Genomic DNA, 25494 nt, shown 5'->3' on the forward strand with positions numbered 1-25494 from the left:
CACACAGTATTGCGAATTAAATCAGCGACGGCGAGCGGTGCAATGCGGATGAATTCGGATATAACGCATAACCGAATGAAACCGAAGTTAACCAGACGAAAGCCGCCTGTTCGCACGGCATAATGAGGGCATCATAAAACAAGGATGTTTAACAATGGCCAAATACTCAGATGAACTGATCAAAGTAGCAAAGTCGCTTTATCTGCGCCGCTATACGCCAGTTGAAATTGCCCGTGAATTAAATCTACCCAATCGGCGGATCATTTATTACTGGGCGGAAAAAGGGCACTGGGCGGATATGCTCAGTCATGAAAGTGTGATTGAGGCCATTAATCGCCGCATTGCATTGCTCAGTGAGCGCAATAATAAGACCGCACCCGAACAGGACGAACTCGACCGCCTGATAGGCCATCATGTCAAACTGATAGCACAGGAAAATAAACATAAAGAGAAGCTGGCTGAGATCAAGGCGCGGGCAGGCTCTAGCAGTGAAAGCGAATATGCCCCATCTGGGGACGGTGAACCGAAGAAAAAGAAACGCTACCGTAAAAATGATATTTCAGCGCTGACAGAAGAAGATTTCCAGACTTTTGTTGATAGTAATTTATTTGGTTACCAAAAACATTTACGTACTAACAAACAGAAGAGTGTGCGCAATATTTTAAAATCCCGCCAAATCGGGGCAACATGGTATTTTGCATTTGAAGCCTTTGAAGATGCGGTGTTAAACGGTAACAGGCAAGTTTTCTTATCCGCCTCCAAACCACAGGCACAGGTGTTCCGCTCCTATATCGTGAACTTTGCCGAACAGCTTTTCGGAATAACGTTAACGGGTGAGCACATCCGCCTGAGTAATGGTGCTGAATTGCGTTTTCTTTCGACCAATAAGAACACGGCACAATCTTACAACGGCCATCTCTATTGTGATGAATACTTCTGGATACCTGATTTTAAACGATTCAATGAAGTCGCTTCCGCAATGGCAACACAAGATCATTTCCGCACAACTTATTTTTCTACCCCCAGTGCGAAAACCCACCCTGCCTATCCGTTCTGGACAGGGGACGAATGGCGCGGCAATGATGCTAAACGTAAGAATGTGGCCTTTCCTACTTTTGATGAATACCGCGATGGCGGGCGCGATTGCCCTGATGGTCAGTGGCGTTACGTCATTACATTGGAAGACGCTATCAAGGGCGGCTTTAACCTCGCCAGTATCGACCGACTGCGCAATAAGTACAATAAAGACTCATTTAACATGCTGTTTATGTGTGTGTTTGTTGACAGCGGTGCATCAGTGTTTACCTACAGTCAGGTTGATAAATGCGGCGTAGATATCAATCTCTGGGAAGATCACAACCCCAACGCCTCGCGTCCGTTTGGTGAGCGTGAAGTCTGGGGCGGCTTCGACCCTGCCCGTTCCGGTGATACCTCTACCTTTGTGATTGTTGCCCCGCCGTTGATGGCAGGCGAAGCCTTTCGGGTGTTAGCCACGTTCTACTGGCAGGGCATGAACTGGAAGCACCAGGCGAAACTGATTGAAGAGCTGTTCAAGCGTTACCGCTTTACCCATATCGGCATTGATACCACGGGCATTGGGCACGGGGTCTATGAAATGGTGCAGGACTTCGCGCCCCGCCAGACACAGGCCATTCACTACAGCCAGCAAAGCAAAAACCAACTGGTCATGAAGATGATCGATGTGGTCAGCGAAGAACGTCTCGAATGGGACGGGGAACAAAAAGAAATCCTGGCCTCATTCCTGGCTATCCGCCATACCACCACGGGCAAAGGGGGTGCCATGACCTTTGTTGCCGACCGTTCGCAGGAAACCGGACACGCCGACGTGTTTTGGGCTATCTCCCATGCCCTGATGAATGAACCCCTCAATTACGAGAAGAAACGCACCTCCAAATATCAATTTTCAAAGGCAGCATGATGAGCAAGAAAACGTTAAGGAAAACCGCCAAGGCAGCGCATACTAACCCCCGTCAACGGAAAATGAGCCTGATCACACTGGGTAAGCCTGAACCAATACTCACCACTATGACGGATTACCAGAAAATCTGGTATGACAACGATTATGATCATTACACCCTGCCCATTGACCGTCTGGCACTGGCGCAGCTCACCAACATGAACGGGCAACACGGCGGTATAATCTACTCCCGCCACAATATGATTGCCTCTGATTACCTCGGTGGCGGACTGAGCCACGAACAATTCAGGGCAGCTATTATCAATTTCCTGATTTTCGGGGATGTGGCCATCCTGAAAGTGTGCAACTTCTGGGGGGATATTGTCAGACTGGAGGTGCTGCCCTCCCTTTACCTGCGCCGCCGTCAGGACGGCGATTTTGTGGTCTTGCAGGAAGGTGAGCCACTGGTTTACTCACCGGAAGAAGTGATCTTCATTAAGCAATATGACCCACAACAGCAGGTTTATGGCTTGCCGGATTATATCGGCGGTATCCATGCGGCCTTGCTCAACTCAGAAGCGACCATCTTTCGCCGCCGCTATTACCACAATGGTGCCCACACAGGCGGCATCATTTACACCAATGATCCCAATGTCTCTGATGAAACCGAAGAAGAAATTATCCGGAAACTGCAACAAAGCAAGGGGATCGGTAATTTTGACACCCTGTTCGTGAATATTCCCAATGGCGACCCTGACGGCATCAAGTTTATTCCGGTCGGGGACATTTCCGCCAATGATGAATTTGCCAATGTCAAAAGTATCAGCTCACAAGACGTGCTGACCGCCCACCGATTTCCGGCCGGACTGGCGGGTATTATCCCGACCAATGCCGCCGGATTGGGAGATCCGGAAAAGGCGCGGGCTGCCTACCGTCTGGATGAAGTTATCCCTGTTCAAAATATGTTCATGAATGCGATAAATACCCCTGATGTGCCAGAAATATTACATATCCGTTTTCAACAAGATAACGCAATTTCGGGTGAAGAATGAGCAAGAAAATGGTAAAATCGAGGCAAATCGATACATTGGGAATGAGGAACATGCGCGTATTAAAAATCATCTGTACCGAGTGCGGTGCTAAGGCCGTCATTCGCAAAACTAACCGGATGCACCGCGAAATTGCTGATGTGTATTGTTCATGCTCTGATGTTGAGTGCGGCCATACGTTTGTGATGAACCTGGCGTTTTCACACACTATCAGCCCCAGCGCCAAAACGGGCAATATCCTGTTGCAGACCGTGATTAATAACCTCAATCCGCAACAGCGCCAGATGGCGTTAGACTTGCTGCAAGCCAATGCGGCATGACTTAAGTTTTAAGAAGCCACTCTCAGTGGCTTTTCTATCAACTCACTTCTTACCTGTTCTGCCAGTTCCCCAACCCAATATAATGCTATTTGCCTATCTTTATCGTTAAAACACTCCCCACCACCAATTTTAGAAATTAACTCGATACGTTCTAAAAGAACAAATGTATTTAAAGAATCAGACATCATATCCCTACTATTATTATACTGTATATATAAACAGACAAATTAATATAGTTATTATTTGAATTAATTTCACTAAGAAATAGTTAGTTATGTGATTTGTTTAATGTTTCCAGAATTTTCCTTCAAAATACCCTGATAAACCCCTTTAGGGTTACAAATAATTTCGTTAATATTCATATCGATACATGAAATTTTACTTAATCTATTTAGTAGCAATTTTGTTCTTTCCGTCTGTGGCGGTTTCGTTCTGTTCAGATGACCAAACATAGATAGCCGATAGTATTGGCCGTCGACCATCATGCTATTACCCCGTAATAATCCCTGCGCCAGATTGTCACTCATCTCTAAACCCTGTGATTTGGCTGATTCATAAACACGTTCTATTTTTTGGCGCTCATCCATCTGATACCAGCTTCTCTGGAATTCCTCCAAACACAGATCACTGTCTTGAGTTCCTTTGTTAACCGTACTTCGTGCCACCGTACAGTTATTGACAGAACTCCAAGAGGAAGAAAAATCAAGGTCAAGACCCTTGTCCGCAGCTAGCGGCTGGGATTTCGGCACAATCTTCCATTTCACTGTACGGGTAACAAAAGAAGAGGACTCGCCCAGACAGGGCGAGTAAATACCAGAAATACGCTGAACATCTTCACCATAGGCATTACCTTGCTTTGTGATTTCATAAGCAAGGCGCACAGTAAGATTTTTACGGGCAACAAGTGGCCCACCCTGACATTCGGTATAGGCTGACCAGTTACCAATATCAGCCGCAAAGCGGACGTTATCCATATCTTCATCCGGCAAAATCTGTTTGTCACCCTTTAGGCGACGCAGTTCACGCCAGACAGACACCGGAGCACCACCAATCTGCTGGAACTGGCGAATGCGCCAGCGGCTCGCCCATGCAGAAACTGAACGTGCCATATCCTTGAGGTTTCCACCTGTTTCGTTATCTATTTCGCCATCCAGCGCATAGCCATCGATATTCTTTGAAATGTATTTAGCAATGTAGCCCGTTGCACTGCCCTTTTCTGGATCAATCCGCTTCACCCAAAAACGGGCTTTGCGCGCCGCTTCACTGTTTAATTCGTGAGCGTCCTCCTGCATCGCATATTTCCGTACAATGTCGCGCATCTGTTCGACATGCTCAGGAAGCATAAATAACAACAAGTGCCAATGCGGTGTACCATCGTGATGAGGCTCAACGACCCTGAAACCGAAGACGCTGATCCCCGCACGGGAATACGCGGCACGGATTTTTGCCCAGACGCCGCACAGATATTTTTGCGTATCACGCGGGCTTGCGCCGTTCCAGTTCTTCACAAAACCGCCGCCACTGTGTGCCGAATGGTATTTAGACGGTGCAGTGATAGTATAAAAATCACCGACACACCCCATTTCATTGGCTAAATCCTCAAAACCACGTTGACGAACCATCAGTTCACAGCGGCGAACGGCAGGGTTAGCAATACTGCCCAAGACCTTATCGCTTAATGAAACCCGCTCACCTTCTTCGTTTTCTAACTCAAACTCTTGCAGGAATTCCCAATTGCGGCGCTTCTGTTCTGTCCATTCTTGTAATGTCTTACGTGAAACATAGGATGAAGCGGCCTTTTGTACCTGACCCACGGCAATGGCCATATGTTCAGCACGAATATCACGCATACGCTTTAAACGGGCATACCACCATTGATCCGACATCATGCGCAGCAAACTTGCACACAATTGATCTTCTGTCGGTGAAATCCGACCTTTGGCAAACTGTTGTGAATAAGGTGCGATAGTCCCAATTTGCTGAGTTAATTTTGCCAACCGGGTATAGATGTGAATTAACCTTTTGCGGGCGTCTTGTTCATTGTCCGGGGTGACTGAGTTATTCACCAGATGTTCGTAACTGTCGGTCATATACCGCGCCACACCGTGCGCCAGTAATTTGATCTCTTGACGTCCGAATGTGGAAAGGCGGTCAAGTTGCTCAATGAAAGGAAAAGGTGCAGCACCCACGAACTGACTTTGAAACTGATATTGTTCACTGACCAGATTGAACCGTGGTAATACATTCTGGCTAAACTGACGCAAAAATGTATTAGCACGGCGACGACCGTCGCGGCCTGACTGTTTGAAGATGTTGGCATAACGATTGACGAAGTAAATCGCCAACGAATCCGGCAGGTGTCCAAAATACTGGTGACACCATGTGTAATCATCAGGGTTTACTTCCCACATAATGCGTTCAGCCAGAGTTGCGATTTGTGGCATCTCTGGCTGAAATTTACTGCTATATTGTTCTGCTTTTTCTACAAGACTCATGCAAGCACGCAATTCATAGAAGATAATTCAAACGAAAGCATGACAAATTCGCCGCCGATATATGGAAATAAATCGACATCAATAAGGGTGACATCTGTCACTTGGACAATAATAAAATTGTCAGTGAAATTACCACCCTCATCAATTTCATATAACCCAAGAAAATCGCCTTTTTTATATTCACGGTCATTGACTCTGAATTCCGCTTTTTTATCTCCTCTTTTTACTGCGTCAAAATAAACACCTCTTATTTTTAAATTATGTATTGTTTTCATATTTACCCATCGCTTGGCAGGGGCAAACGTATTGTCAGCATTAACAAACAATTTCTTGTATTTCCTGTATACCCGTAATTCTTCAATGGCAGCAGAAATTAGCGATGTCACATGTTCGATGTGTTCTATCGCCTTTTTTTCGTTATCCTTATAAAAACTCAGCATACCAATTAACGCGCCCATCTCATCATCAGCTAACTGTTCATCATCAGCTAACTGTTCATCATCAGCTAACTGCTCATCATCTACTATATTCATTTTTTATTTCCTATTTTTAGATAAAGGGATTCCCTGACGTGTTGACGCCATTAAAATTAAATCGGTATTTATTATTTAATTGGGCAGCGCTAAATGATTTGGCAATAATGCACCCGCTGCCTTAATTAAATTCACTGCCTTTATAAGGCTATTTTTTTCTTCACGGGTAAATTGACTTAATTCCAGTTTATGCCGTTCTTTAGGAATATGGGCAAGGTAGAAAATAGCGCCCAACAGGCGGATATTATCAGCGTAGTGCTCATTGCGTTTATCACGCATTTCAGCAATAAAGGCAGCCAACTGCTCATTGGCAGATTTAAAATGCTTCGCCCTGAGTTGAGCGAGGTGATTTAAACCATTAACACGCGCTTCAAAGAACATTTTGAAAGCACGCTGTTCTGTTGACTCAAATTGATATTCCGTGTTCATAAAAACCTCACCTAATTAGAAACAAAATAAAGTAAGCAACGGAACATAAAACAATCGGGAAAATAAATCCGTCACCTTTCTTTGTATGGAATGACTCACTGGTTAGTTTGCATTGGTGCTGCTGTTGCTTTAGTGCGTTCATACTGACCTCAGACTAATTATGCTCTCATCCCTGTTGCCACATTAACCTCTGTATTAAACTCAGGGTTAATTTTCCAAAAGCGAAATATTACGGCTCAAGCGAAACTTCGTAACCGCTGAGCGCCTGGATGGTAAGAGCAGCCATATTGACCTCAACCAATCCTTTTTTCTGATCGCCCTTGGGTTTTATGGGTAATTTGCCATACTCAATAAGACGGCGAGCAGTACCAAGTTTTGTACCCGTACGACGACAGTACTCATCTAGAGGCAGATAGGGCTCAGGGATAGAAATTGTAATTTTTGGACGCATACGGCAAACTCCTAAGTTTCATTATCTTAAATATCGCCAAATATTGCTAAAAATTTCCAATTTGGAACTTATCATGTAAATTTACTTTTCATTTTGAAAAGTGTCAATAGGTTAATTTTCAAAATGAATAGAGGTAGCGAGTGTTTTATGAGCAAATTTAACTTTCAACCGAATGAAAATAATACTGAAGTACTAGACAGGATTATGGAAGCCTATGGTTTTTCATCAAAAATGATGTTAGCTGACCACTTTGAAATGGCTGCTAGTAGTTTGTCTGGTAGATATAGAAGACCGGGCTTTCCTGCTGATATGGTTGTTCGCTGTATGGCTGAAACAGGCGTTTGCTTAGAGTGGTTAGTTACTGGTCAAGGTAAAAAATTTGATGATGAAACGTTAGATATATTGAAATTAAGCAATCATAAATTAGTTGATGGACAACTCTATCAGTCTGGTTATGTGATGTTTGATAAAGTCCTTTTCAGCGCAGGTGTTCAATTTCCCAAAGACCCTATCAGCGTACTTGATAACAAAGTTCACTATATTATTGATCGCAAATTTGCTGATGTTTACGATGGTCAATGGCTTGTCGATATTGAAGGAAAAGTTAGCTTTCGCGAACTAACCCGAATCCCTGTTAAACGAGTAAGGGTTTCTGGTGTGGGCATGGCTTTTGATTGCAATTTGGATGATATCAATATCCTTGGCCGTGTTATTGGTAAATGCTCTATCGACGGGTAATGCAATGACAGTAAGAAAGTTATCTACCGGAGAATGGATTGCCGATTTCTATTCAGAAGATCGTTCTGATGGCAAAAAAGGTAAGCGTGTCCGCAAAAAATTCGCTACAAAAGGTGAGGCATTAGCTTACGAACGCTATGAGTTAGATAAACTCAATGGCAAGCCGTGGGTAGAAAGTAATACCAAAGACACACGTAGATTACGTGACTTAATAGATATTTGGTATAAAGCACATGGCGTTACGTTAGGTGACGGAGCAAGGCGACACACTACGATGCTCTGGGCAAGTGAATGTATGGGTGATCCACTTGCTACCGAATTTACTGCGCAACTGTTTTCCAAATATAGAGAGCAAAGGCTTTCCGGAAAACTATCCAGAACTAAACGTGTCGAGACAGTTGCACCCCGCACGGTAAACCTTGAACTATCCTACTTTCTTGCTGTTTTTAATGAGTTAAAGAGATTAGGTGAATGGGAAGGTGATAACCCTCTTGAGAATGTCAGGGCGTTCAGAACTGATGAATCAGAAATGGCCTTTCTGACCCATGAACAAATTGCTGACTTATTCAAAGCCTGTGAAGAGAGCAGTGCTAAAGATTTATCTCTGGTAGTTAAGATAGCGCTATCAACTGGCGCAAGATGGGCTGAGGCCGAAACTTTACAACGCTCACAAATAACGCCAAATAAAATTACTTTTATTAAAACCAAAGGCAAGCGTAATCGAACCGTACCTATTAGCCAAGATTTGTATGATGAGATTTATACTAAGAGTAGTAAGAAAGGGAAACTGTTTACCCCTTGTTATTACGCATTCAGATCAGCAATAAACAGGGCTAAGATTGAATTGCCAGACGGCCAGCTATCCCACGTTTTAAGACACACTTTTGCCAGTCATTTTATGATGAACGGCGGTAACATTTTGGTACTGCAAAGAATCCTTGGGCATACTGATATAAAAATGACAATGAGGTATTCTCACTTCGCTCCTGAGCATCTTGATGATGCAATAAAGCTCAATCCACTATCACGGATGGTTATATGAAAAAATTACTCAAAGAATACTGGTACTTGCTTGTTTTACTTATTATTGCCGTTATCCCTCTTGCTCTTTACTTTTATACATTCAACCGTTCACTATCTAATAACAGTGGAGACTGGGCAGCCTTTGGCTCTTTGGTTGGAGGAGTTTGGGGGCCTTTAGCCACAGTGGGAAGCATTATTGTTCTTATCCAAACTTTAAAAACAATGCAGAGAAATAACTCTCAACAGCTCAAGGAAATGCAGAAAAGTAATAATGAGCAACAAATACGTTATGAAGAACAAAAAGAAGAATCAGAGATAACAAAAAATCTTGACCAATTCATTGTATTATCGAAAGCTCTAAATAATGTAATGGATAAAAACTCAAACAAAGTATTAGGAGGTAAATCAGATCTTATTTTTGACGTTTTGTTAGATACAGTTAAAAAAGTAGTTAAATATCCATACAAAGGAAATTATGTGAATAAATATGACACACTTGAAGAACATGAGAATTCCGTGTGGGAAACAGCCTATAATGTGACGAAATTATCCAATTACTTCACAAATGAAAGCATAGTGTTTACTGAAATTCTACGTAAAATAAAAAAAATAGAAGATAAGGAATCACAGCAAAGTGCAAAAATTATCCTTCAAAGTAGCATCTCCCCTGGGCGTCGCTTTTGGTTCTATTGTCATTGCAAACACTGGAACCCTGAGATTTTTGATGAACTAGAATCCTATGAAAATTTTGCTGTTATACCTATTGATCTCCAGTGATAACTTGCAAGAATGGCTCTAATGAGAATGCCACATAAAGTGTCGCAAAAATGTCGCAAAAAAAAAAGAAATATTGAATAACATTGCGCTTTATTTTAATTTAATCTATTGTTTTTATTGATATATAATTGATTTTGCGACACCTATCACGGTACTCATAATCGCTTGGTCGCTGGTTCAAGTCCAGCAGGGGCCACCAGAATTATCAAGGGGTTGCATCAAAAGTGCGACCCCTTAGTTTTTTCTAGGATACCCATAGGATACCTTCTGGCAGTAGCGTGAGGTATAACCGATTAACACCGCTACGGTAATGAAGCGTTGTCGTATTTTTCTCTGTGATATTTATCACATCCTCTGAACATACGATGTTCGCCTTTTTGCTTCCCTAATCGCCACTTGAAATGCAAAACGCCGGGATTTCTAAAAATGGCTAAGTTTGAATCTCAAAAACTGATGAGTAATTATTCCAGTGGCTTATTGCGAGCGTGACGCTCAATTAATCGACCATACGAATCAAAATAGCGACTCGGCCAGATTTCTGAGGGGTGTATTTCGAGATAGTTAGCAATAATCCATTCGCCTTTAGGCCAAGGCCGACTGAGAGTATTTGCTAGTGTAGATGAACTGAGTCCAGATTCACGAGAAACAGCCGCTAAGGTTGTTCCACGCTTACGTAATGCAGCAATAATATCGGCTTGATGCCAGTCTTTTTTAACATTGAACATTCCTGCTACCCCTTCCATTAATTGAGAAAATTGATGGTGGCGATTCAAGACAGGGTTCTCACAACTGGGAACTATCTTCCAGCGAGGCCGAAGCCTCCCCCGTCTGAACCGCCATTGAAAGGGCGAGCAGACACACTGGCAGAAACTTCCTACCAGTGGATAGTTCTTTACAAGGGTGAGAATCCTTGACCACTAGATTTTGCTAATGGCGGGGCTACTTTAACTGATTGGTTTATCTGGTTCAATAAGCGAACCAGTATAAATGTTTAACTTTTTGCGGTAATAACTCAACATTTAAATCATTAATACATATAATAACCACTGGAAATCAAAATTAACTTTCTTTAAATAGAAAACGTTATGATGAGTTATTTTCAAACAAAATATCTATTGAAAACGTTCAAGCCGGAATTGATCACTATGAGAAAAATGTGGAAATTATTACCCATTATATTTATTTTATTTTTGCCGTTTAAAACACTCGCTAAAGTCAGTTTGGAACGACAACAAATTCCAAAACATGCACTCTCTATTAAAATTCCAAAGAGGTTTACTTTGATGGACGAAAAATCCAAAAGATTAAAATATCCATCAATGAGAGATAATAATGAAAAAAACATTTTTACCGATGAGAGTGGAAAAGTTAACATCATAATTAGCGCAGGAACGGTATCTATGCTTCCAGAACAATTAGATATGTTTACAGATTCTTTATTAAAGTTAATGCCAAACTATCAACCATCACTCCAAAAAGTAATTGTGGATGGAAAAGATGCTAGGATAATAGATTTTATATCAAGTGCAATGGATACAAACATTCATAATAAAATGTTAACTACATCATTTAATGGAAAAGCAGTAATTGTTTCATTTAATACAACTGTTGATGAGTGGGAACAGTACAAAGATGTGAGCACTGATATATTGTTATCTCTAAAATTTGAATAAATTAATTTATTATTATTATTCAATTAGATAAGTGAATTAAAGGAGCAATCAGAACTATTTTGCTCCTTTTGTTTTTTAATTAATTAAATCCCATCAAAATTATCCAATCGCCGCTGTTGTTCATTACTCAGACTAAACGCAAACTCTTCATGCTCTACCTGCCATGTGCCAAAACTCATCAGGAACGCGATGGCAGGGTCGATTTTATTCGCAGATTTCTTCTTGTTCGGTTTGATATTGGCGTTCGCGTCCGTTTCCATCACGACATTGGACATCGCCCACGAAAGCACCGGATCGCCATTGTGACGAATGACTTTGCGGTTAACAAAGACTTCGGCGGATTTAGCTACGGGACTATACCGCATGTAGGTTTGCGGGAACGGCTCAACATCCAGCCCTGCACCCTGTAGTTGTGTGCGTAAGTGTGTGGCGTTCCATGTGTCAAAGCCCACCAGTTTGATATCAAAGTGCTGGCTGTCTTTGAGAATGTCATCACTGATACGGTCATAATCAATACAATCGCCGGTCGTGGTACGTATCCAGCCCATTTGTGCCCATTGGCGATACACTGCCCGATTCTTATTAGCAGGGTTCTGTAGCTGGGCTTCCGGCAAGTAATGGCGGGTCAGTAATAACAGTTCGTTATCTACGGGGAACGTGTAACAGATACTGGTGATATCACCTGTGGAGGATAAATCTAACCCAGCGTAGCATTCCAAGCCTTTGAGATCGTTTTCGTCATAGTCTGACTGGCAGCCTTTCCATGCGCCTTCACCCATCCACGGAGTTTCACCCTGACACCAGATATTAAAGCGTTTGGTGAGCATCTCAGTCCATTGCGAGGGAATGCCACGGGCTTTCTGTATCGTGTCATGCAGTGCGGCGCTGTCTACTGAGACATCCAGATTCGGGTTAGCCTTTATCCAGAGGGCTTCATCATCAATCTCGTTCTCATCGTCCAGTTCGTAGATCAGGGCAAACAGGGACTCATTTTGTTCTTCGCCATCCAGTATCTGACAGCAATAATCATAATGCTGTTTACAGGCGGATATCACGTTACTGCCTGCCGTAGTAATGGCAAACAGAATGCCTTCGGGACGGGCGCCCATCCCCAACTCAAGGGCAGAGTAAACCGCGTTATCAGGGTGCAAATGATATTCATCAACAATGGCGAGGCTGGGGTTCGTGCCCTCAATCGTGGCGGCTTTGGCTGCCAGTGGCTTTAACAGGCTGTTGCTCTTGGTATAAGTCACTTTGTGTTGCTGGATAGATACCCGCTTCTTGAGTGGTTTTGATAACAAGCACATCTGGCGGGCATCTAACCACTCAGCGGATTTAATCACGCCTGCCGCCATCATGCCCTCTTTCATAATGCTTGAACCGTGGCGTTGTTGTGCCAGCCCCAACCCCAATGTTTCTCGGCAAATCGTGACTGGTGATCGACCAAGAAAGCCATCTTCGGTGGCATAGCGCAAATGCAACACTTCTTCTTGCAGATAGGTTTTCGCCTTGCCGCTATAAGGTTCGGTGATGGTGTAGGCGAACCGGTGATCGGATAATCGTTGCGCTACCACCGCCGACGGTGGGTAAGGGTGCAAGGATTGCCCCTCTTTTCCCCAGACTATCACGGCATAGGCATTACCATTTAACAAGCAATGACGCATCAGCGTTCGCTTAAACTGAAAAGGCGTCTGGCAATCGTTCGGGCACTCATTGAGCAAATAATCTACGGGGTGATCACTGAGCCATTCGCGGGACTCTTTGCCGTTCTGGTGCTGAACCCGATAGAGATAGCAAGGCATGGTTGCCACGGCTTCACTAATCACCGTGACAGCATTCATCACGGCGGGTAAGCCTTCGGCTGTAGACGGTGAAACATGCTCGCCTGATTTGGTGTTAGATATACCTGCCAGAGAAAGAAACTCATCAATACTGACACTGCGAGTCTCAGCGGCTTTACGCTTAAAAGGCCACATAATCACACCTCAGACAGTTGTAGCCAGTAATGGCGCAAATCCACATTGTTAGGCTTAACCCTATTCAGCGAACGTTTGGCAATCTCAACACCACTTTCAGGATAGGCGGGTAAACTGGTGACAGTGATTTCCCGTAGTTCCGCTTCTAAAACGGTTCTCAGATACGGCTCTTGTCCCACATCCCACTGATCTTTAATGGCACGAAAACCAAAGGACATACCGGAAATATCACCCCGTTCAACCAGTGCCAGTACATCACGCCCTAATTGGGTATCCGGCGGGGTTAACTCAAAGCGTAATCCGGTGGCATCTTCGGCAAGCTGCAATGTACCAGACGTAGTACGGCCTAACAGGTTCATGTGATCATGTTCATACAATGCTCGAACATCAGTATTTGCCGTCAAGCTGGCACTAAACGCATTTGGGGCGAACTGCTCGACAAACTCATCCCATAAGACTTGTGATCGGCTGTTCCACTTAATCACATAACCGGTCAGTTTCTTATCACTGGCAGACAGTGAAGCAGTGCGGATTTCAAAATCATTTTTCATCTATGGACTCCAAGACTAAAAAGGGGCGTTGTGCCCCTCTTGCTTATTTACTGGCTGTTTTCACTTCCAGTACCTTGATGGCGTTGGAGTCCACCAGCCCACCGCCTAAATATTTGTCGGAGTGCACCTTATAAAATCCTGGTTCGGTGATATTGTCAGGGCGGGTACGGGTGCCGGTTTCATGGTCAACGATGAAGTAACCGCGTTTGAAGTCGCCCAGACCAATGAGGCTATCGGGCATAAATTCGAGGTAATGGACAGGCAAGCCCAGCAACATATCGGGATCACCGGCTTGCAGACGTTCGCGCCAGATGTAATCCCCGTTACCGTTTTTCAGCTTCTGCACTTGGGCGGCCGTTGTGGAGTTCATCACCCACACCGCATTCTTACGGTATTTATTCTTGAGCAGGAATTTCAGGTCAATCAGGCTATCGGCTTCCAGTTTGGTTGCTTCCAGCTTTTGCAGGGTGCCAAAAGTGCGTACCTTATCGGCTTGGGTATCACGGGGATAAGACAGAAAGCCTTTTGCTTTCTTGCTACCGTCACCACTCACAAGATCCGTTTCTTCGGTATCCACAAAGGTGTCTGCAATTTCTGAGGTTAGCCAGCCTAAAATATCTACATCGCTAAAATCGATGATTTCTTGGGTAGTCTTAGGATAGGCGTAGATAGGAAACAGCTTAATGCTGACTTCTTCCATCTTCGGCGTATAGTGGCGCAGCCCGTTGTTGTTGAGTTTGTCACTGGTCGGCTGGGTCTTCGCCTGATGGCGCTCTTCGTCAGACAGAGCCTCATAACGGGCAATTTCGGCGTTCAGTGAGTCGGACTGGCTGCGCAGTTCGTCAAACTGTTTGGCTTCCTCTGCGGTCAATGAGCGTTTTTCAGTTTCGGCCTTGGTAAGCAGAGTGCGCATTTGTTCGGTGAGGGCTGCCTTTTGCTGGCGTAATTCGAGTAGCTTTTTCATGGTGTTTTGTGGTTGATTTTTATATGCTTTAAACACTATTTAACATACATGGTCGCTCCTGTTTGCCAAGTACCCGTGTTAAAAAGTCAGCCGTGTAAGATTGCAGTCATACATCCGGACTCAGAGTCGGCTTAATGCCGTGGTCCCTAAAGGAATTCGCAGACTCAGTCCTAATCATAATGACGCATTAGCGAAGCTATGCCATGTTAAATACAGGTTCACTGAGTCGCAGTCTTACCAGTCTGGCCTTTAATTCACGTTTACCCTTAGCAATCAGTAAGTTGATATTTTATTTAAAAGGTGCTGTTTATTTACATATAGACCGCACCCACAGTTTGTTCAGGTGAAAACTCTTTATCTGTTGTCAGTAACACCCAGAGCATTCTGGCATTTTTGTTGGCCAGTGCCACGGCAGCCACATTTTTATTTCGTCGGGCGAGAAGCCTGCTCAGCCAGCTTCCGGGCAAGAGTTTGTGTCTCCGTGCGAGTATGACAGAACGGGCTCCGTGAATTAAAAGAGTCCGGATATAAGAGTCACCCCGTTTACTTATCCTGCCCAGAACATTTTTACCTCCGCTGGAATGCTGTAACGGAACCAACCCAAGCCAGGCGGCAAGCTGACGGCCATTTTTGAAGCCCTTACCATCTCCGACAGCACTGACAATCGCGGTTGCGGTAAGGACTCCGACACCCGGGATTGCGGCTATTTTTTTACACAACGCATCCTGTCTGAATTGTTCATTGATTGCAGTTTCCAGAGTTTCAATGTGTTCACTCAACTGCTTTATATAGCAGAATCATCATAACCTGACATATTCAATATGCTCCGTAAACAACTCATCAACCGAACATCTTTTTTGCCTCCTGATCGCTTTTGCTCCGCCCCATTTGTGTTCTATTGGGTTCAAATCCGGACTATAAGCGGGAAGCCATTCCAGTTGACATCTGCTGTCTGCTATCGCTTGTGCCGTGTCATTCCGTTTATGGAAAGGCGCATTGTCCATCACTATCACGGTGCCGTGTGGAAGCTTTGGCAGCAAATCTTGTGTCATCCACGCATAAAAAACATCGGCATTAATATTCTCGGTAAACAAGCTTAAGGTGACGAAGGTATTTTCGAGAATGGCATCAATGACGTTGATACGGCCTTTTGCGTGCCAGTCATGCGAACCAAAACAGCGTAACCCTTTTTCCGAATAGCCATGTTGACGTGGCATCGACTGAGCAAAACCACTTTCATCCAAATACACAATCGGCCTGCCAGCCCGCTCATAGTCGCTGATGCGCTCGATAAATACCTGACGAGCCTGAAGATCAGCGCGAGGGTGTTTTAACGTTTTTTTTATGGGTGATCCGAAGCCGTTTCAAGGCATAATGAATAGCCGATTGTGAGACACCTAAACGTTTTGCTCTTTCCCATTGATAGTCATCGGGAAAGTGTTGGACATCCGCCATGAGCACTGCATCAGGGATTTTCGTGGCAGGTTTATTGCGGGTCATGCAAGGTTCTATCTGATTGCACCACCGGAACAAGGTGCGCATGGAGACTTCAAAATGGGCACTCGTTTGTTCAAAAGTCAACGAATGCTTGTCTTTGTATGCCAATACTCTCTTTCGAAAATCTAAGCTGTAGCCCATCTCATTTTATGCCTTGTCATCTTAGGTTTAGATATTATGTCATATTGATATGATTTAGCTATAGAATTTGATTAGTCTGACTTAACTCCAACTTTAGTTTATTTAACTTAAATTAAAAATATAGAAAAGAATATTCTAATATAATAAATAAAAACTTATCAGTTATATTTTTTCTTAAAGTTAATGATAAGATTTATTGAATATTTAAATAGTCAAATGATAGAATAACTGCATGTAATATTTTGCACTCAATGCACTATTCATAATTATCACATATTCCTGTAGAAATCTAAAAAGGAGTTTTAAATGGTTTGGATTTATCATCAATATTCAGGTGAGTTATATCATAATGATAAGTTAGTTGATCGTGGATATAGTGGTAAAGGAACATATAAAAATAATCCAGCATCAGAATCAGTACGAGGAAAGGGTCCTATCCCTAGAGGACGATATACTATAGGTGGATATACGAATAGTAAGGGGCCGATGACCATAATTTTAGAACCTTGTGATTGTAATAATATGTATGGAAGAAATCTTTTTAGGATTCACGGTGATAGTAGAGAACACCCAGGAGAAGCATCAGAAGGTTGTATCATTGTAGGACCGAATGCAAGAAGGGAAATAATCCATTCTGTAGATAGAGATTTAGTGGTGGAATAAGTATGAAAAAACTGATTTTACTTGCAATGCTATGTGTTCCTGGTATTGCATTATCCTCAACGAAAGAAGCTTTAGATTATTGTGCCACAACCGAATCTTGGGCCGCACAAAAAGTGATAGATGCAGCATTCGAGAGAAATAAACAGCTTGATCGAATGAAAGCGACTTCTTCTCTAATTGAAAGACATAAATTGGTAAAAGGAAAGAAACCAATCACATTCGAAGACTGGGGGCAGTTGTATACTCAAACAATAGAAATTTCTATTCCATATATCGATAATCACAAAAAACCTGTTATTTTCATCGCTTCATCAATCATATCAGCGGAAGAGTGTTCATTAACAGAAGTGGCTTACTTTGATATAACTCCTGAAAACAATTAGTTTTATTTTTCACTTAGCAGTAATAATGATTGTTCTAACAATCATTATTACTGAAAATATAATTCATAGCGGGAAAATATTTCATTGGTAATTGTTGAAGAAACCCGATCTAATGTAACCAAAAATACAATTTAATTGAACGCGATGCTCGACTTTAACACCCTATAACCTTGGCTTGTTGGAGCCAGTCGCGTTGATTTTTTCCTTGTTTAAAATTGGCAAAAATACCCAACGTGTGAGAAAGCAGTTTTCTGGCTATTCGATTACTCAAGTGCCACAAGTCCCGTGCCCAGCACTTTTCGATAGCAAATTGCCCGGCGAGTTGGCCAATGACGGTTTCAATTAAACGTCGCCTGGCATTAATGCGCTTTCTCGTCTCTCTGGGGACAGGGTCATCCATATTGGCACGCACCGGGGTTATCATTTCAATGCCTTCTTTTTTCATTTCTTGTTTAAATTCAGTACCTAAATACCCTTTATCACCCAGCAAATAGCCTTTTATCGGGCCGATTACATCCCAGGTTGCTTCACGCTCACTGACATTGGCGGGTGTCAGCGTAAACCCCGTTACCACGCCGGTTTCATCTATCATAAGATGCCCTTTAAAGCCGTAGTAAGTTTCGTTTTTGGCGGCGCAGTACCCATAATCGGCTTGTCCTTTAAAGTTGGCACTGCCTTTTGCTCTTTTGAATCCACAGACGGACAGCGGAAATCCGTCGATAATATGTACCGGCTTGTCGAACGCGCCCAATAATCTCGCCAGCTTTTCTTGCAGTTTTTGTTTGACAACCCAAAGATTAGAGGCTTGTTTGGCAAAGTTAGCGCGTGAACCTAACCCCGGAAACCATGCGCGCCAGTGGGTACAAAAATACGTCCAAATGCCTTTATCTGTTGAAAATCCTAAGAATTCACCAATCACTTCCATCGCGATGACTTCCGCATCACTCAACTTAGGTGGGATCCCCCGGCTCCTCAATCGTGTGCCTTGCTGTAACGCTGTTAAATTATCGTCTACCCAACAAAACACCCAAATGATAAAATCTTGCTGTGACATAGCCCTTGTTCCTTTATTTCTCTCAGTTTGGCGACTTAAAGTTATAAAGGAGTGGCTATGTCATTTCAACTCACCTCGAAAGTCGAGCATCGCGTTAATTGAGGTTATTTTCCCCCCTATCTGTTTTGTCGGTTGGTACGGTATATGCTGATACAGCAGTATTGGTGTTTTTTTGTGCGAATGTATCTTGCTGTCATAAAACCCTCTTTGCAGTGACAGCTATCAGCACAGATACTGTACGAAAGATCTTAGCGCTTGCCACTTACGGTTTAGTGGTGGGAGCAAGTCACTTGCCTATGTTATCATCTGCGATTATTTGTCTTAATCCATTCAAGTCATATAATTTACTCGCACAAGATCATTCATTCACACAACATTATTTTTAGTGGGGAACGATGAGCACTAGCTATCTGGCATTTCCTAATATTGACCCAGTCATATTTTCAATCGGGCCTGTATCACTCCATTGGTACGGTTTTATGTATCTGGTTGGTTTTGTTTTTGCCATGTGGCTGGCAAATCGCCGGGCGGCAAAGCCGAACAGTGGCTGGAACAAAGACGAAGTGGAGAACTTACTGTATGCAGGGTTTGTCGGGGTTTTCGTCGGTGGACGCCTCGGTTATGTTCTGTTCTATAATCTCCCAATGTTCCTTGATAATCCTCTTTATCTGTTTAAAGTTTGGGATGGAGGAATGTCTTTCCACGGTGGATTGGTAGGGGTTATCTGCGCTATGTGGTGGTTTGCGCGCCGTACCAAGCGCCACTTCTTACAAGTCGCAGATTTTGTTGCTCCATTGGTTCCCTTTGGTTTAGGTATGGGGCGTATCGGTAACTTTATCAATGGTGAACTGTGGGGGCGTGTGACACTTGATACGCCGTGGGCGATGTTATTCCCAGGCTCCCGCAGTGAAGATATTGCATTGGCTACCACCAATCCTTCGTTATGGCCTATTCTGGAAAAATATGGTGTCTTGCCCCGCCATCCATCACAGTTATATGAGATGGTGCTTGAAGGCATCGTATTATTTATCATTCTCAATTTATTTATCCGTAAACCGCACCCGATGGGGAGTGTTTCAGGTTTATTCCTGATTGGTTACGGTGCATTTCGCATAATAGTCGAATTTTTCCGCCAGCCTGACGCACAGCTTGGGTTGTTTGACGGGATAAGTATGGGGCAAATGCTGTCCATCCCAATGATTTTGTTCGGAATATTTATGATGATATGGGCGTATAAATGCCCTGGCAACAAAACCCGCAATAACAAGGTACAAGAGGCAAAATGAAGCAGTATCTGGATTTAATGAAAAAAGTGCTGGAAGAGGGCACAGCAAAAGATGACCGTACAGGGACAGGAACACTCTCTATCTTTGGTCATCAGATGCGTTTCAATTTGCAAGAAGGTTTCCCATTGGTAACAACCAAGCGTTGCCATCTTCGTTCCATTATTCATGAATTGCTTTGGTTCTTGAATGGCGACACCAATGTCAAATACCTGCATGATAATGGCGTGTCTATCTGGGATGAATGGGCTGACGAAAATGGCGATTTAGGGCCTGTTTATGGTAAACAATGGCGTGCCTGGGGTTCTGCGGATGGTCGCCAAATCGATCAATTAACTCAGGTTATTGAGCAGTTGAAAAGTGATCCTGATTCACGTCGGATCATCGTTTCTGCATGGAACGTTGGGGAGCTGGATAAAATGGCGTTGGCGCCATGTCATGCTTTTTTTCAGTTTTACGTAGCGGATGGCAAACTTTCCTGCCAGCTTTACCAGCGCTCTTGTGACGTGTTTTTAGGGTTACCATTTAATATCGCCAGTTATGCCTTGTTGGTGCATATAATGGCTCAACAGTGTGATCTTGAAGTGGGTGATTTTGTTTGGACTGGTGGTGATACTCACCTGTACAGCAACCATTTGGAACAGACCAAACTGCAATTAAGTCGTGAGCCACGTGCATTACCTAAGTTAGTTATTAAGCGTAAACCAGAATCATTGTTTGATTATCGATTCGAAGACTTCGAAATTGTGGATTATGATCCACACCCTGGTATTAAAGCACCTGTCGCAATTTAATCCTCTTTTTCCATCCTCAAATCTGGGGATGGAAAATGTATTTATCCTCATTAATTATTTATTCCATGCGCTAGAGCCGAGGCTACCAATCTCAGTAATAGCATAAAGGCCATCGGATTAACCGTCCGGTGGCCTTTGATATTAAGGGTATAGTGGTATAAAGATCTCGGACACCGCACCCGCCTGCACGTTTTGGATCAAAAAGTTTTTTCAGTTTGAAAATCCTGCAAACCGAATCGCCAGACCGCGCCCGTGCTGGCGCTGTGGAAAAAATCACAAATTGAAAGGAGTGAAAAGATTTTCAGGGAATTTCAGTTTTTGGATCAACGGTGGATCGCGGAGAAGATATCAATGCAATGATATTAAAAGGGAAATTCTATTTTACGTAGGAAGTTAGATCGCGGAGGCAAGCTAAGGAAAATTTTAGAACGGAGTAGCCATGTGGTTTTGCATTGATAAGGCAACTGAAATCAATTGAATCGGTAAAGATATTTTCTGTGGCAGAAATTTTTTTCCGGATTGGTTTGTTTGGTTGAAAAACAAACTTTTTTTATATGTCAGTGAATGTGGGGTAGGGACACTAAATTTTTCTCAGGAGACAAAAAGGGGGCATCGACCAAAAGAAATAAAAAAGACCACTCGTCTAAAAGTGGTCTAATATGCTGATTTAACAGCTAAAATTTGATAGCCCCTGCTGGACTTGAACCAGCGACCAAGCGATTATGAGGCGGGAATTAACGTTCTACTTATTTATACTTATTCTTAATTTTCAATTAATTATGAACAATAAAACAACTGTATAAATAACCAGAAGTAACCTAAAATACTTGTCTACGGCATCCTAGAACCTGAAAACGATTCACAGGATACCTTAATCGCTTGGTAACGATAGAAAAGTGGATTTTCACTTTTTTAATATGGGGAGGGATATGTGGAAACGTTGAATTATCGGAAGAGGCCGAAGAATGGCTACCGTCAGTGCCTGAGTGTCGAGACTTTAAATCACCTGTATAAAACTTTTGGCTTTAGGTCTACATTCCATACACCATATTCAAATATCTAGCTGTATTTAAAAGAAAATAATAGATGTATAGTTATTTTTTAACTATACATCAACTATACATTCTCTTCATTAAGTGTAAAAAGTGGGTGAACAGGGGACACAGTCAGTGAATATCATATTAATTACCGTAAGATCAGATGTAGCAAGGCTTTCAGGGGAATGTGCAGAGGGTGCATAACTGGGAGGAGAAAAAAGATTTATAGGGGGTATCTCTGGCAGGCAAATAAAAGCCGGATAAGTCTGGGATAATAAATTTAGTGCATAATTTTTTTATTATGGTATGACTGAAATTAAAATTAAGTAATTGTCTGATTTTGCTTAAGAATAGAGATTTATCACAAATTTAAAGGAGGATCTTTTCCATGCTGGAATGGGTAAGCATTGTTGTTATATCCTGCTTAATTGATGCTACATCGGAAATCTTGACACAAGTCAATCAATTATTAATTTGATATTGAGTGCTACGGAGAATTGAGGAATGACACATAAGAAATATAATCCCACTTGGGATGGCTATATGGGGGATGTTTTAAGGGGGAATGTGGGAATTAATCAGCTAAAGCCTCAACATGAATTTTTTGATGCTATTGGTCTAGAAAAAGTATTGAGGGATAATACCCAGTATCACTTTGTTCTCACATTATCAGAAGCTCAAAGCATTATTGAGGATATCAGTTCCCGCCGTCCACAAAGTCCAAATCATGGAGAAGCATTTGCAAGAGGTATGAACGAAACACACCTAAGTTATGAAGAAGCATTTGCAAGAGGTGTGGACGCAGGAAACAAGAAAAAAGATCCTATGGCGCGTGTATTTTCTGTCACTGATCCCATATCTACCTACGCAGGAAATATCTATGATTCACGTGGATTCCATGATGTTGTTCGAGAATTTAAGAGCTTAAGCATTAAAGCGGTAGAACATATAGGAAAAAATGGGGAAAGGTATATTCACATATCAGGGCATGCAGGTCTTCGGAATCGTATCATGGGGACACGATATCGTGCCCAAAATCCCCAAATGCTTGGAATGGGAATTGGGCAGCAGGGTCTTAATGCAAGCGTTGTTCAAGGAGTTAGATTCTCCATCATTTTTTCTATTGGATATCGAGTAATAGAAAGTATTTTTAAGGATGAATATACGCTAGCCGATTTTCTTGGAAATGTAACCATGGATATGGCTAAAACTGCTATTATTGCTGCTTCCTCCTGGGTTGTAGGATCACTTTTAACTGCCACTGCATTTTTAGGTGGAAGTATTATTGCCGTTGCTCTGATAGTTTTAGCTGTTGGAGTTCTAGCGGCTTATATTTTAGATACTCTTGATAAGCAATATGGGATAAGTGAAAAATTAATAGCACTTTTGAAAGAAGAAATGAAAAGAAAACCAAGAACACTGGAAGTGGATTTACAGCATTTTTTTAATGAATTAGGAAGGTTTAGGTGAATAGTAAATACCTCCAAGCATTAGGTGTGTTAATATTATTATTGTTAGTAATATTTACGGTTATTTTCGTTATTGGCGATGCTGTTTCATTAATATTAATGAAAGATGAAATAACATTTTCTGCCACTGTTGTTATTGGTGTCATGACTTCACCTCTATTATTTTACGCGTTATTATGCTCTATTTTTTTCTTTATTTTTAATAGGCAACCTAAATTTAATAAAGTGATTGTTAACTTTATGGTTTGGTTGGCAATTTTATCATTCATCATCAGCTTACCTGTCTCTTTTTATGTTAGCTATAAGTTAAAAAATGATGGTTATCTGACATGTGATAAAATATCGTGGATGTCACCAACAACATATGTGAAAGATTTATCACTGTGTAATTGAAAACTTTTGTAAATATTCTGTCCTCATGTTTTCGCAAGTTTAGCCTCTGAATGTCAGGGGCTTTTTTATTGTTTATCATAATAATGGAATGGTCGCTCCTTCCCTGAACCAGCGGTAGGATATTACTGATAATTCTATCCCAGCGGAGGCGCGATATGACTGTTATAACGATTGGCATCGATTTGGCAAAAAACGTGTTTCAGATCCACGGCGTTGATGAGAACGGTAAATGTCAGCTCAAAAAAAGGATTAAGCGATCCCAGATGACAGCATTCTTTGCAAACATGCCCACCTGTCTTATCGGTATGGAAGCCTGTGCCGGTGCTCATCACTGGGCACGTATCCTCATTGCACAGGGTCATACTGTTAAGCTCATGCCTCCGCAGTTTGTTAAACCCTATGTAAAAACAAACAAGAATGATATGGCGGATGCAGAGGCGATTTGTGAGGCTGTGTCGCGTCCGAACATGCGGTTTGTGAGTATTAAAACACCTGAGCAGCAATCTTTATTATCAGTTCATCGTGCCCGCACAGGGTTTGTCAAAGCCAGAACTGCACAGATCAACCAAATCAGAGGACTGCTGGCTGAATTCGGTATTGTTCTCCCGCAGGGTGCTGTTGCGGTAAGCCGGCATGTGCCAGAATTACTTGAAGATGCAGATAACGGTTTACCCATGCCATTCCGGCAGCTTCTGTCATCTCTCTATGAAAATATAGCTAAATCATATCAATATGACATAATATCTAAACCTAAGATGACAAGGCATAAAATGAGATGGGCTACAGCTTAGATTTTCGAAAGAGAGTATTGGCATACAAAGACAAGCATTCGTTGACTTTTGAACAAACGAGTGCCCATTTTGAAGTCTCCATGCGCACCTTGTTCCGGTGGTGCAATCAGATAGAACCTTGCATGACCCGCAATAAACCTGCCACGAAAATCCCTGATGCAGTGCTCATGGCGGATGTCCAACACTTTCCCGATGACTATCAATGGGAAAGAGCAAAACGTTTAGGTGTCTCACAATCGGCTATTCATTATGCCTTGAAACGGCTTCGGATCACCCATAAAAAAAACGTTAAAACACCCTCGCGCTGATCTTCAGGCTCGTCAGGTATTTATCGAGCGCATCAGCGACTATGAGCGGGCTGGCAGGCCGATTGTGTATTTGGATGAAAGTGGTTTTGCTCAGTCGATGCCACGTCAACATGGCTATTCGGAAAAAGGGTTACGCTGTTTTGGTTCGCATGACTGGCACGCAAAAGGCCGTATCAACGTCATTGGTGCCATTCTCGAAAATACCTTCGTCACCTTAAGCTTGTTTACCGAGAATATTAATGCCGATGTTTTTTATGCGTGGATGACACAAGATTTGCTGCCAAAGCTTCCACACGGCACCGTGATAGTGATGGACAATGCGCCTTTCCATAAACGGAATGACACGGCACAAGCGATAGCAGACAGCAGATGTCAACTGGAATGGCTTCCCGCTTATAGTCCGGATTTGAACCCAATAGAACACAAATGGGGCGGAGCAAAAGCGATCAGGAGGCAAAAAAGATGTTCGGTTGATGAGTTGTTTACGGAGCATATTGAATATGTCAGGTTATGATGATTCTGCTATATTTAAAATTATTTCAAAATTCATTATATTAGTGAGTATTACTTATTAAAAAGTTATTCAATCCATATTGGAGGAAGGTAAACACGATTATGATGCTTACTGATAGGTTCTTCGAGCCAAAGCGGTAACGTCACGATAACCTCTTTGGTAAGGCAAATGCCGCAGCCATTAACTTATCGTTAGGTGTCGGAGGATTATCCAAAAGGTTCAATACATGCAAACTGTCTCTCTCGGTTAGTTCCAGTCGCTTGTTATCGT

General features: G+C 42.6%; 29 protein-coding genes and 2 pseudogenes. 16 read left to right on the plus strand and 15 right to left on the minus strand.

The genetic code is table 11. The annotated features are described in order from the left end of the window. Positions 1–154: 154 nt before the first annotated feature. The 3 genes from Xish_RS05745 to Xish_RS05755 are packed head-to-tail and all read left to right on the plus strand — an operon-like array spanning position 155 to position 3287. Positions 155–1939 (plus strand): terminase large subunit domain-containing protein, encoded by a 1785-nt coding sequence (locus Xish_RS05745; RefSeq protein WP_099117092.1) that lies wholly within the window; start codon positions 155–157, stop codon positions 1937–1939. Continuing rightward, positions 1939–2970, plus strand: coding sequence for a phage portal protein (locus Xish_RS05750; RefSeq protein WP_099117093.1), 1032 nt, complete (start codon positions 1939–1941; stop codon positions 2968–2970). Before Xish_RS05745 ends, Xish_RS05750 begins: the two co-directional genes overlap by 1 nt. Continuing rightward, positions 2967–3287, plus strand: a complete 321-nt coding sequence (locus Xish_RS05755; RefSeq protein ID WP_099117094.1) for an Ogr/Delta-like zinc finger protein — start codon at positions 2967–2969, stop codon at positions 3285–3287. Before Xish_RS05750 ends, Xish_RS05755 begins: the two co-directional genes overlap by 4 nt. Before the next feature lie 8 nt (positions 3288–3295). On the opposite strand, the gene Xish_RS18360 is transcribed toward Xish_RS05755, so the two are convergent. The 5 genes from Xish_RS18360 to Xish_RS05775 form a co-directional block, all read right to left on the minus strand. Beyond that, a complete protein-coding gene (locus tag Xish_RS18360) occupies positions 3296–3475 on the minus strand; it encodes a hypothetical protein (RefSeq protein ID WP_141553952.1) in 180 nt (59 codons plus the stop codon). Between the two features lie 84 nt (positions 3476–3559). Beyond that, positions 3560–5782 carry a replication endonuclease gene (locus Xish_RS05760; RefSeq protein WP_099117095.1) on the minus strand — a complete coding sequence of 741 codons (2223 nt, stop codon included), beginning with the start codon at positions 5780–5782 and terminating at the stop codon, positions 3560–3562. Beyond that, positions 5779–6315 carry a DUF3850 domain-containing protein gene (locus Xish_RS05765; protein WP_099117096.1) on the minus strand — a complete coding sequence of 179 codons (537 nt, stop codon included), beginning with the start codon at positions 6313–6315 and terminating at the stop codon, positions 5779–5781. Before Xish_RS05765 ends, Xish_RS05760 begins: the two co-directional genes overlap by 4 nt. Positions 6316–6390: 75 nt before the next feature. Further along, the gene (locus Xish_RS05770) at positions 6391–6744 is read right to left on the minus strand and encodes a DUF5347 family protein (protein WP_099117097.1); all 354 of its coding nucleotides are present in this window, start codon (positions 6742–6744) and stop codon (positions 6391–6393) included. A gap of 229 nt (positions 6745–6973) precedes the next feature. Next, complete coding sequence (locus Xish_RS05775; RefSeq protein WP_099117098.1) at positions 6974–7195, minus strand: regulator; 222 nt, start codon at positions 7193–7195, stop codon at positions 6974–6976. Positions 7196–7342: 147 nt separating this feature from the next. On the opposite strand from Xish_RS05775, the gene Xish_RS05780 reads away from it, so the two are divergent. From Xish_RS05780 to Xish_RS05790, 3 genes are read left to right on the plus strand one after another with little or no spacing between them, the layout of a single operon-like run. Continuing rightward, the gene (locus Xish_RS05780) at positions 7343–7933 is read left to right on the plus strand and encodes a phage repressor protein CI (RefSeq protein ID WP_099117099.1); all 591 of its coding nucleotides are present in this window, start codon (positions 7343–7345) and stop codon (positions 7931–7933) included. A 4-nt stretch (positions 7934–7937) separates the two neighbouring features. Further along, a complete protein-coding gene (locus Xish_RS05785; protein ID WP_099117100.1) occupies positions 7938–8975 on the plus strand; it encodes a phage integrase in 1038 nt (345 codons plus the stop codon). Next, positions 8972–9733, plus strand: a complete 762-nt coding sequence (locus Xish_RS05790; RefSeq protein WP_099117101.1) for a hypothetical protein — start codon at positions 8972–8974, stop codon at positions 9731–9733. The genes Xish_RS05785 and Xish_RS05790 overlap by 4 nt, the downstream gene beginning before the upstream one ends. Before the next feature lie 461 nt (positions 9734–10194). Here Xish_RS05790 and Xish_RS05795 read toward each other — a convergent pair whose 3' ends face one another. After that, positions 10195–10458, minus strand: a complete 264-nt coding sequence (locus tag Xish_RS05795; protein ID WP_099117102.1) for a helix-turn-helix domain-containing protein — start codon at positions 10456–10458, stop codon at positions 10195–10197. A gap of 420 nt (positions 10459–10878) precedes the next feature. Between Xish_RS05795 and Xish_RS05800 the strand changes: the two genes are divergently transcribed. Next, positions 10879–11406, plus strand: coding sequence for a hypothetical protein (locus Xish_RS05800; protein WP_244185943.1), 528 nt, complete (start codon positions 10879–10881; stop codon positions 11404–11406). Positions 11407–11489: 83 nt separating this feature from the next. Here the strand turns inward: Xish_RS05800 and Xish_RS05805 are convergent, their stop codons facing one another. The 7 genes and pseudogenes from Xish_RS05805 to Xish_RS05830 form a co-directional block, all read right to left on the minus strand. Further along, positions 11490–12461: a terminase TerL endonuclease subunit gene (locus Xish_RS05805; RefSeq protein ID WP_425275021.1), complete on the minus strand. Its 972-nt coding sequence runs from the start codon at positions 12459–12461 to the stop codon at positions 11490–11492. Continuing rightward, positions 12438–13382, minus strand: a pseudogene (locus Xish_RS18785) (phage portal protein); the annotation flags it as partial. The gene Xish_RS05805 and the pseudogene Xish_RS18785, both read right to left, overlap by 24 nt. A 2-nt stretch (positions 13383–13384) precedes the next feature. Then, positions 13385–13933 (minus strand): HK97 family phage prohead protease, encoded by a 549-nt coding sequence (locus Xish_RS05810; protein WP_099117103.1) that lies wholly within the window; start codon positions 13931–13933, stop codon positions 13385–13387. A 43-nt stretch (positions 13934–13976) separates the two neighbouring features. After that, the gene (locus tag Xish_RS05815; RefSeq protein WP_099118686.1) at positions 13977–14897 is read right to left on the minus strand and encodes a phage major capsid protein; all 921 of its coding nucleotides are present in this window, start codon (positions 14895–14897) and stop codon (positions 13977–13979) included. A gap of 311 nt (positions 14898–15208) precedes the next feature. Then, on the minus strand, positions 15209–15676 hold the full coding sequence (locus Xish_RS05820) for an IS110 family RNA-guided transposase (RefSeq protein ID WP_167383224.1): 468 nt from the start codon (positions 15674–15676) through the stop codon (positions 15209–15211). A 21-nt stretch (positions 15677–15697) separates the two neighbouring features. Further along, positions 15698–16243 (minus strand): IS630 family transposase, encoded by a 546-nt coding sequence (locus Xish_RS05825; RefSeq protein WP_341865766.1) that lies wholly within the window; start codon positions 16241–16243, stop codon positions 15698–15700. Next, on the minus strand, positions 16212–16535 hold the full coding sequence (locus tag Xish_RS05830; protein ID WP_099116405.1) for an IS630 transposase-related protein: 324 nt from the start codon (positions 16533–16535) through the stop codon (positions 16212–16214). The genes Xish_RS05825 and Xish_RS05830 overlap by 32 nt, the downstream gene beginning before the upstream one ends. 306 nt (positions 16536–16841) lie before the next feature. Between Xish_RS05830 and Xish_RS05835 the strand changes: the two genes are divergently transcribed. Beyond that, entirely contained in the window at positions 16842–17198 is a 357-nt protein-coding gene (locus Xish_RS05835) for a tlde1 domain-containing protein (RefSeq protein ID WP_099117105.1), read from the plus strand. Positions 17199–17200: 2 nt separating this feature from the next. After that, entirely contained in the window at positions 17201–17581 is a 381-nt protein-coding gene (locus Xish_RS05840; RefSeq protein ID WP_099117106.1) for a hypothetical protein, read from the plus strand. Between the two features lie 154 nt (positions 17582–17735). Here Xish_RS05840 and Xish_RS05845 read toward each other — a convergent pair whose 3' ends face one another. Next, positions 17736–18635: an IS982 family transposase gene (locus Xish_RS05845; RefSeq protein WP_099116351.1), complete on the minus strand. Its 900-nt coding sequence runs from the start codon at positions 18633–18635 to the stop codon at positions 17736–17738. A 395-nt stretch (positions 18636–19030) separates the two neighbouring features. On the opposite strand from Xish_RS05845, the gene lgt reads away from it, so the two are divergent. The 7 genes and pseudogenes from lgt (at position 19031) to Xish_RS05890 (ending at position 25224) form a co-directional block, all read left to right on the plus strand. After that, positions 19031–19921, plus strand: coding sequence for a prolipoprotein diacylglyceryl transferase (gene lgt / locus Xish_RS05850; RefSeq protein WP_099117107.1), 891 nt, complete (start codon positions 19031–19033; stop codon positions 19919–19921). Beyond that, the gene (gene thyA / locus Xish_RS05855; protein WP_099117108.1) at positions 19918–20712 is read left to right on the plus strand and encodes a thymidylate synthase; all 795 of its coding nucleotides are present in this window, start codon (positions 19918–19920) and stop codon (positions 20710–20712) included. Before lgt ends, thyA begins: the two co-directional genes overlap by 4 nt. A gap of 1541 nt (positions 20713–22253) precedes the next feature. After that, positions 22254–23219: a hypothetical protein gene (locus Xish_RS05870; RefSeq protein WP_099117110.1), complete on the plus strand. Its 966-nt coding sequence runs from the start codon at positions 22254–22256 to the stop codon at positions 23217–23219. Continuing rightward, positions 23216–23611 (plus strand): DUF1240 domain-containing protein, encoded by a 396-nt coding sequence (locus Xish_RS05875; RefSeq protein WP_099117111.1) that lies wholly within the window; start codon positions 23216–23218, stop codon positions 23609–23611. Before Xish_RS05870 ends, Xish_RS05875 begins: the two co-directional genes overlap by 4 nt. A gap of 155 nt (positions 23612–23766) precedes the next feature. Beyond that, positions 23767–24327: pseudogene (locus tag Xish_RS05880) on the plus strand (IS110 family RNA-guided transposase); the annotation flags it as partial. A gap of 59 nt (positions 24328–24386) precedes the next feature. Next, positions 24387–24710, plus strand: coding sequence for an IS630 transposase-related protein (locus Xish_RS05885; RefSeq protein ID WP_099116405.1), 324 nt, complete (start codon positions 24387–24389; stop codon positions 24708–24710). 22 nt (positions 24711–24732) lie between these two features. Next, positions 24733–25224 carry an IS630 family transposase gene (locus Xish_RS05890; RefSeq protein WP_244186112.1) on the plus strand — a complete coding sequence of 164 codons (492 nt, stop codon included), beginning with the start codon at positions 24733–24735 and terminating at the stop codon, positions 25222–25224. 142 nt (positions 25225–25366) lie between these two features. Here the strand turns inward: Xish_RS05890 and Xish_RS19335 are convergent, their stop codons facing one another. Next, positions 25367–25456 (minus strand): type II toxin-antitoxin system TacA family antitoxin, encoded by a 90-nt coding sequence (locus tag Xish_RS19335; protein ID WP_425274990.1) that lies wholly within the window; start codon positions 25454–25456, stop codon positions 25367–25369. Positions 25457–25494: the final 38 nt, after the last annotated feature.

Source organism: Xenorhabdus ishibashii (assembly GCF_002632755.1).
GTDB lineage: Bacteria > Pseudomonadota > Gammaproteobacteria > Enterobacterales > Enterobacteriaceae > Xenorhabdus > Xenorhabdus ishibashii.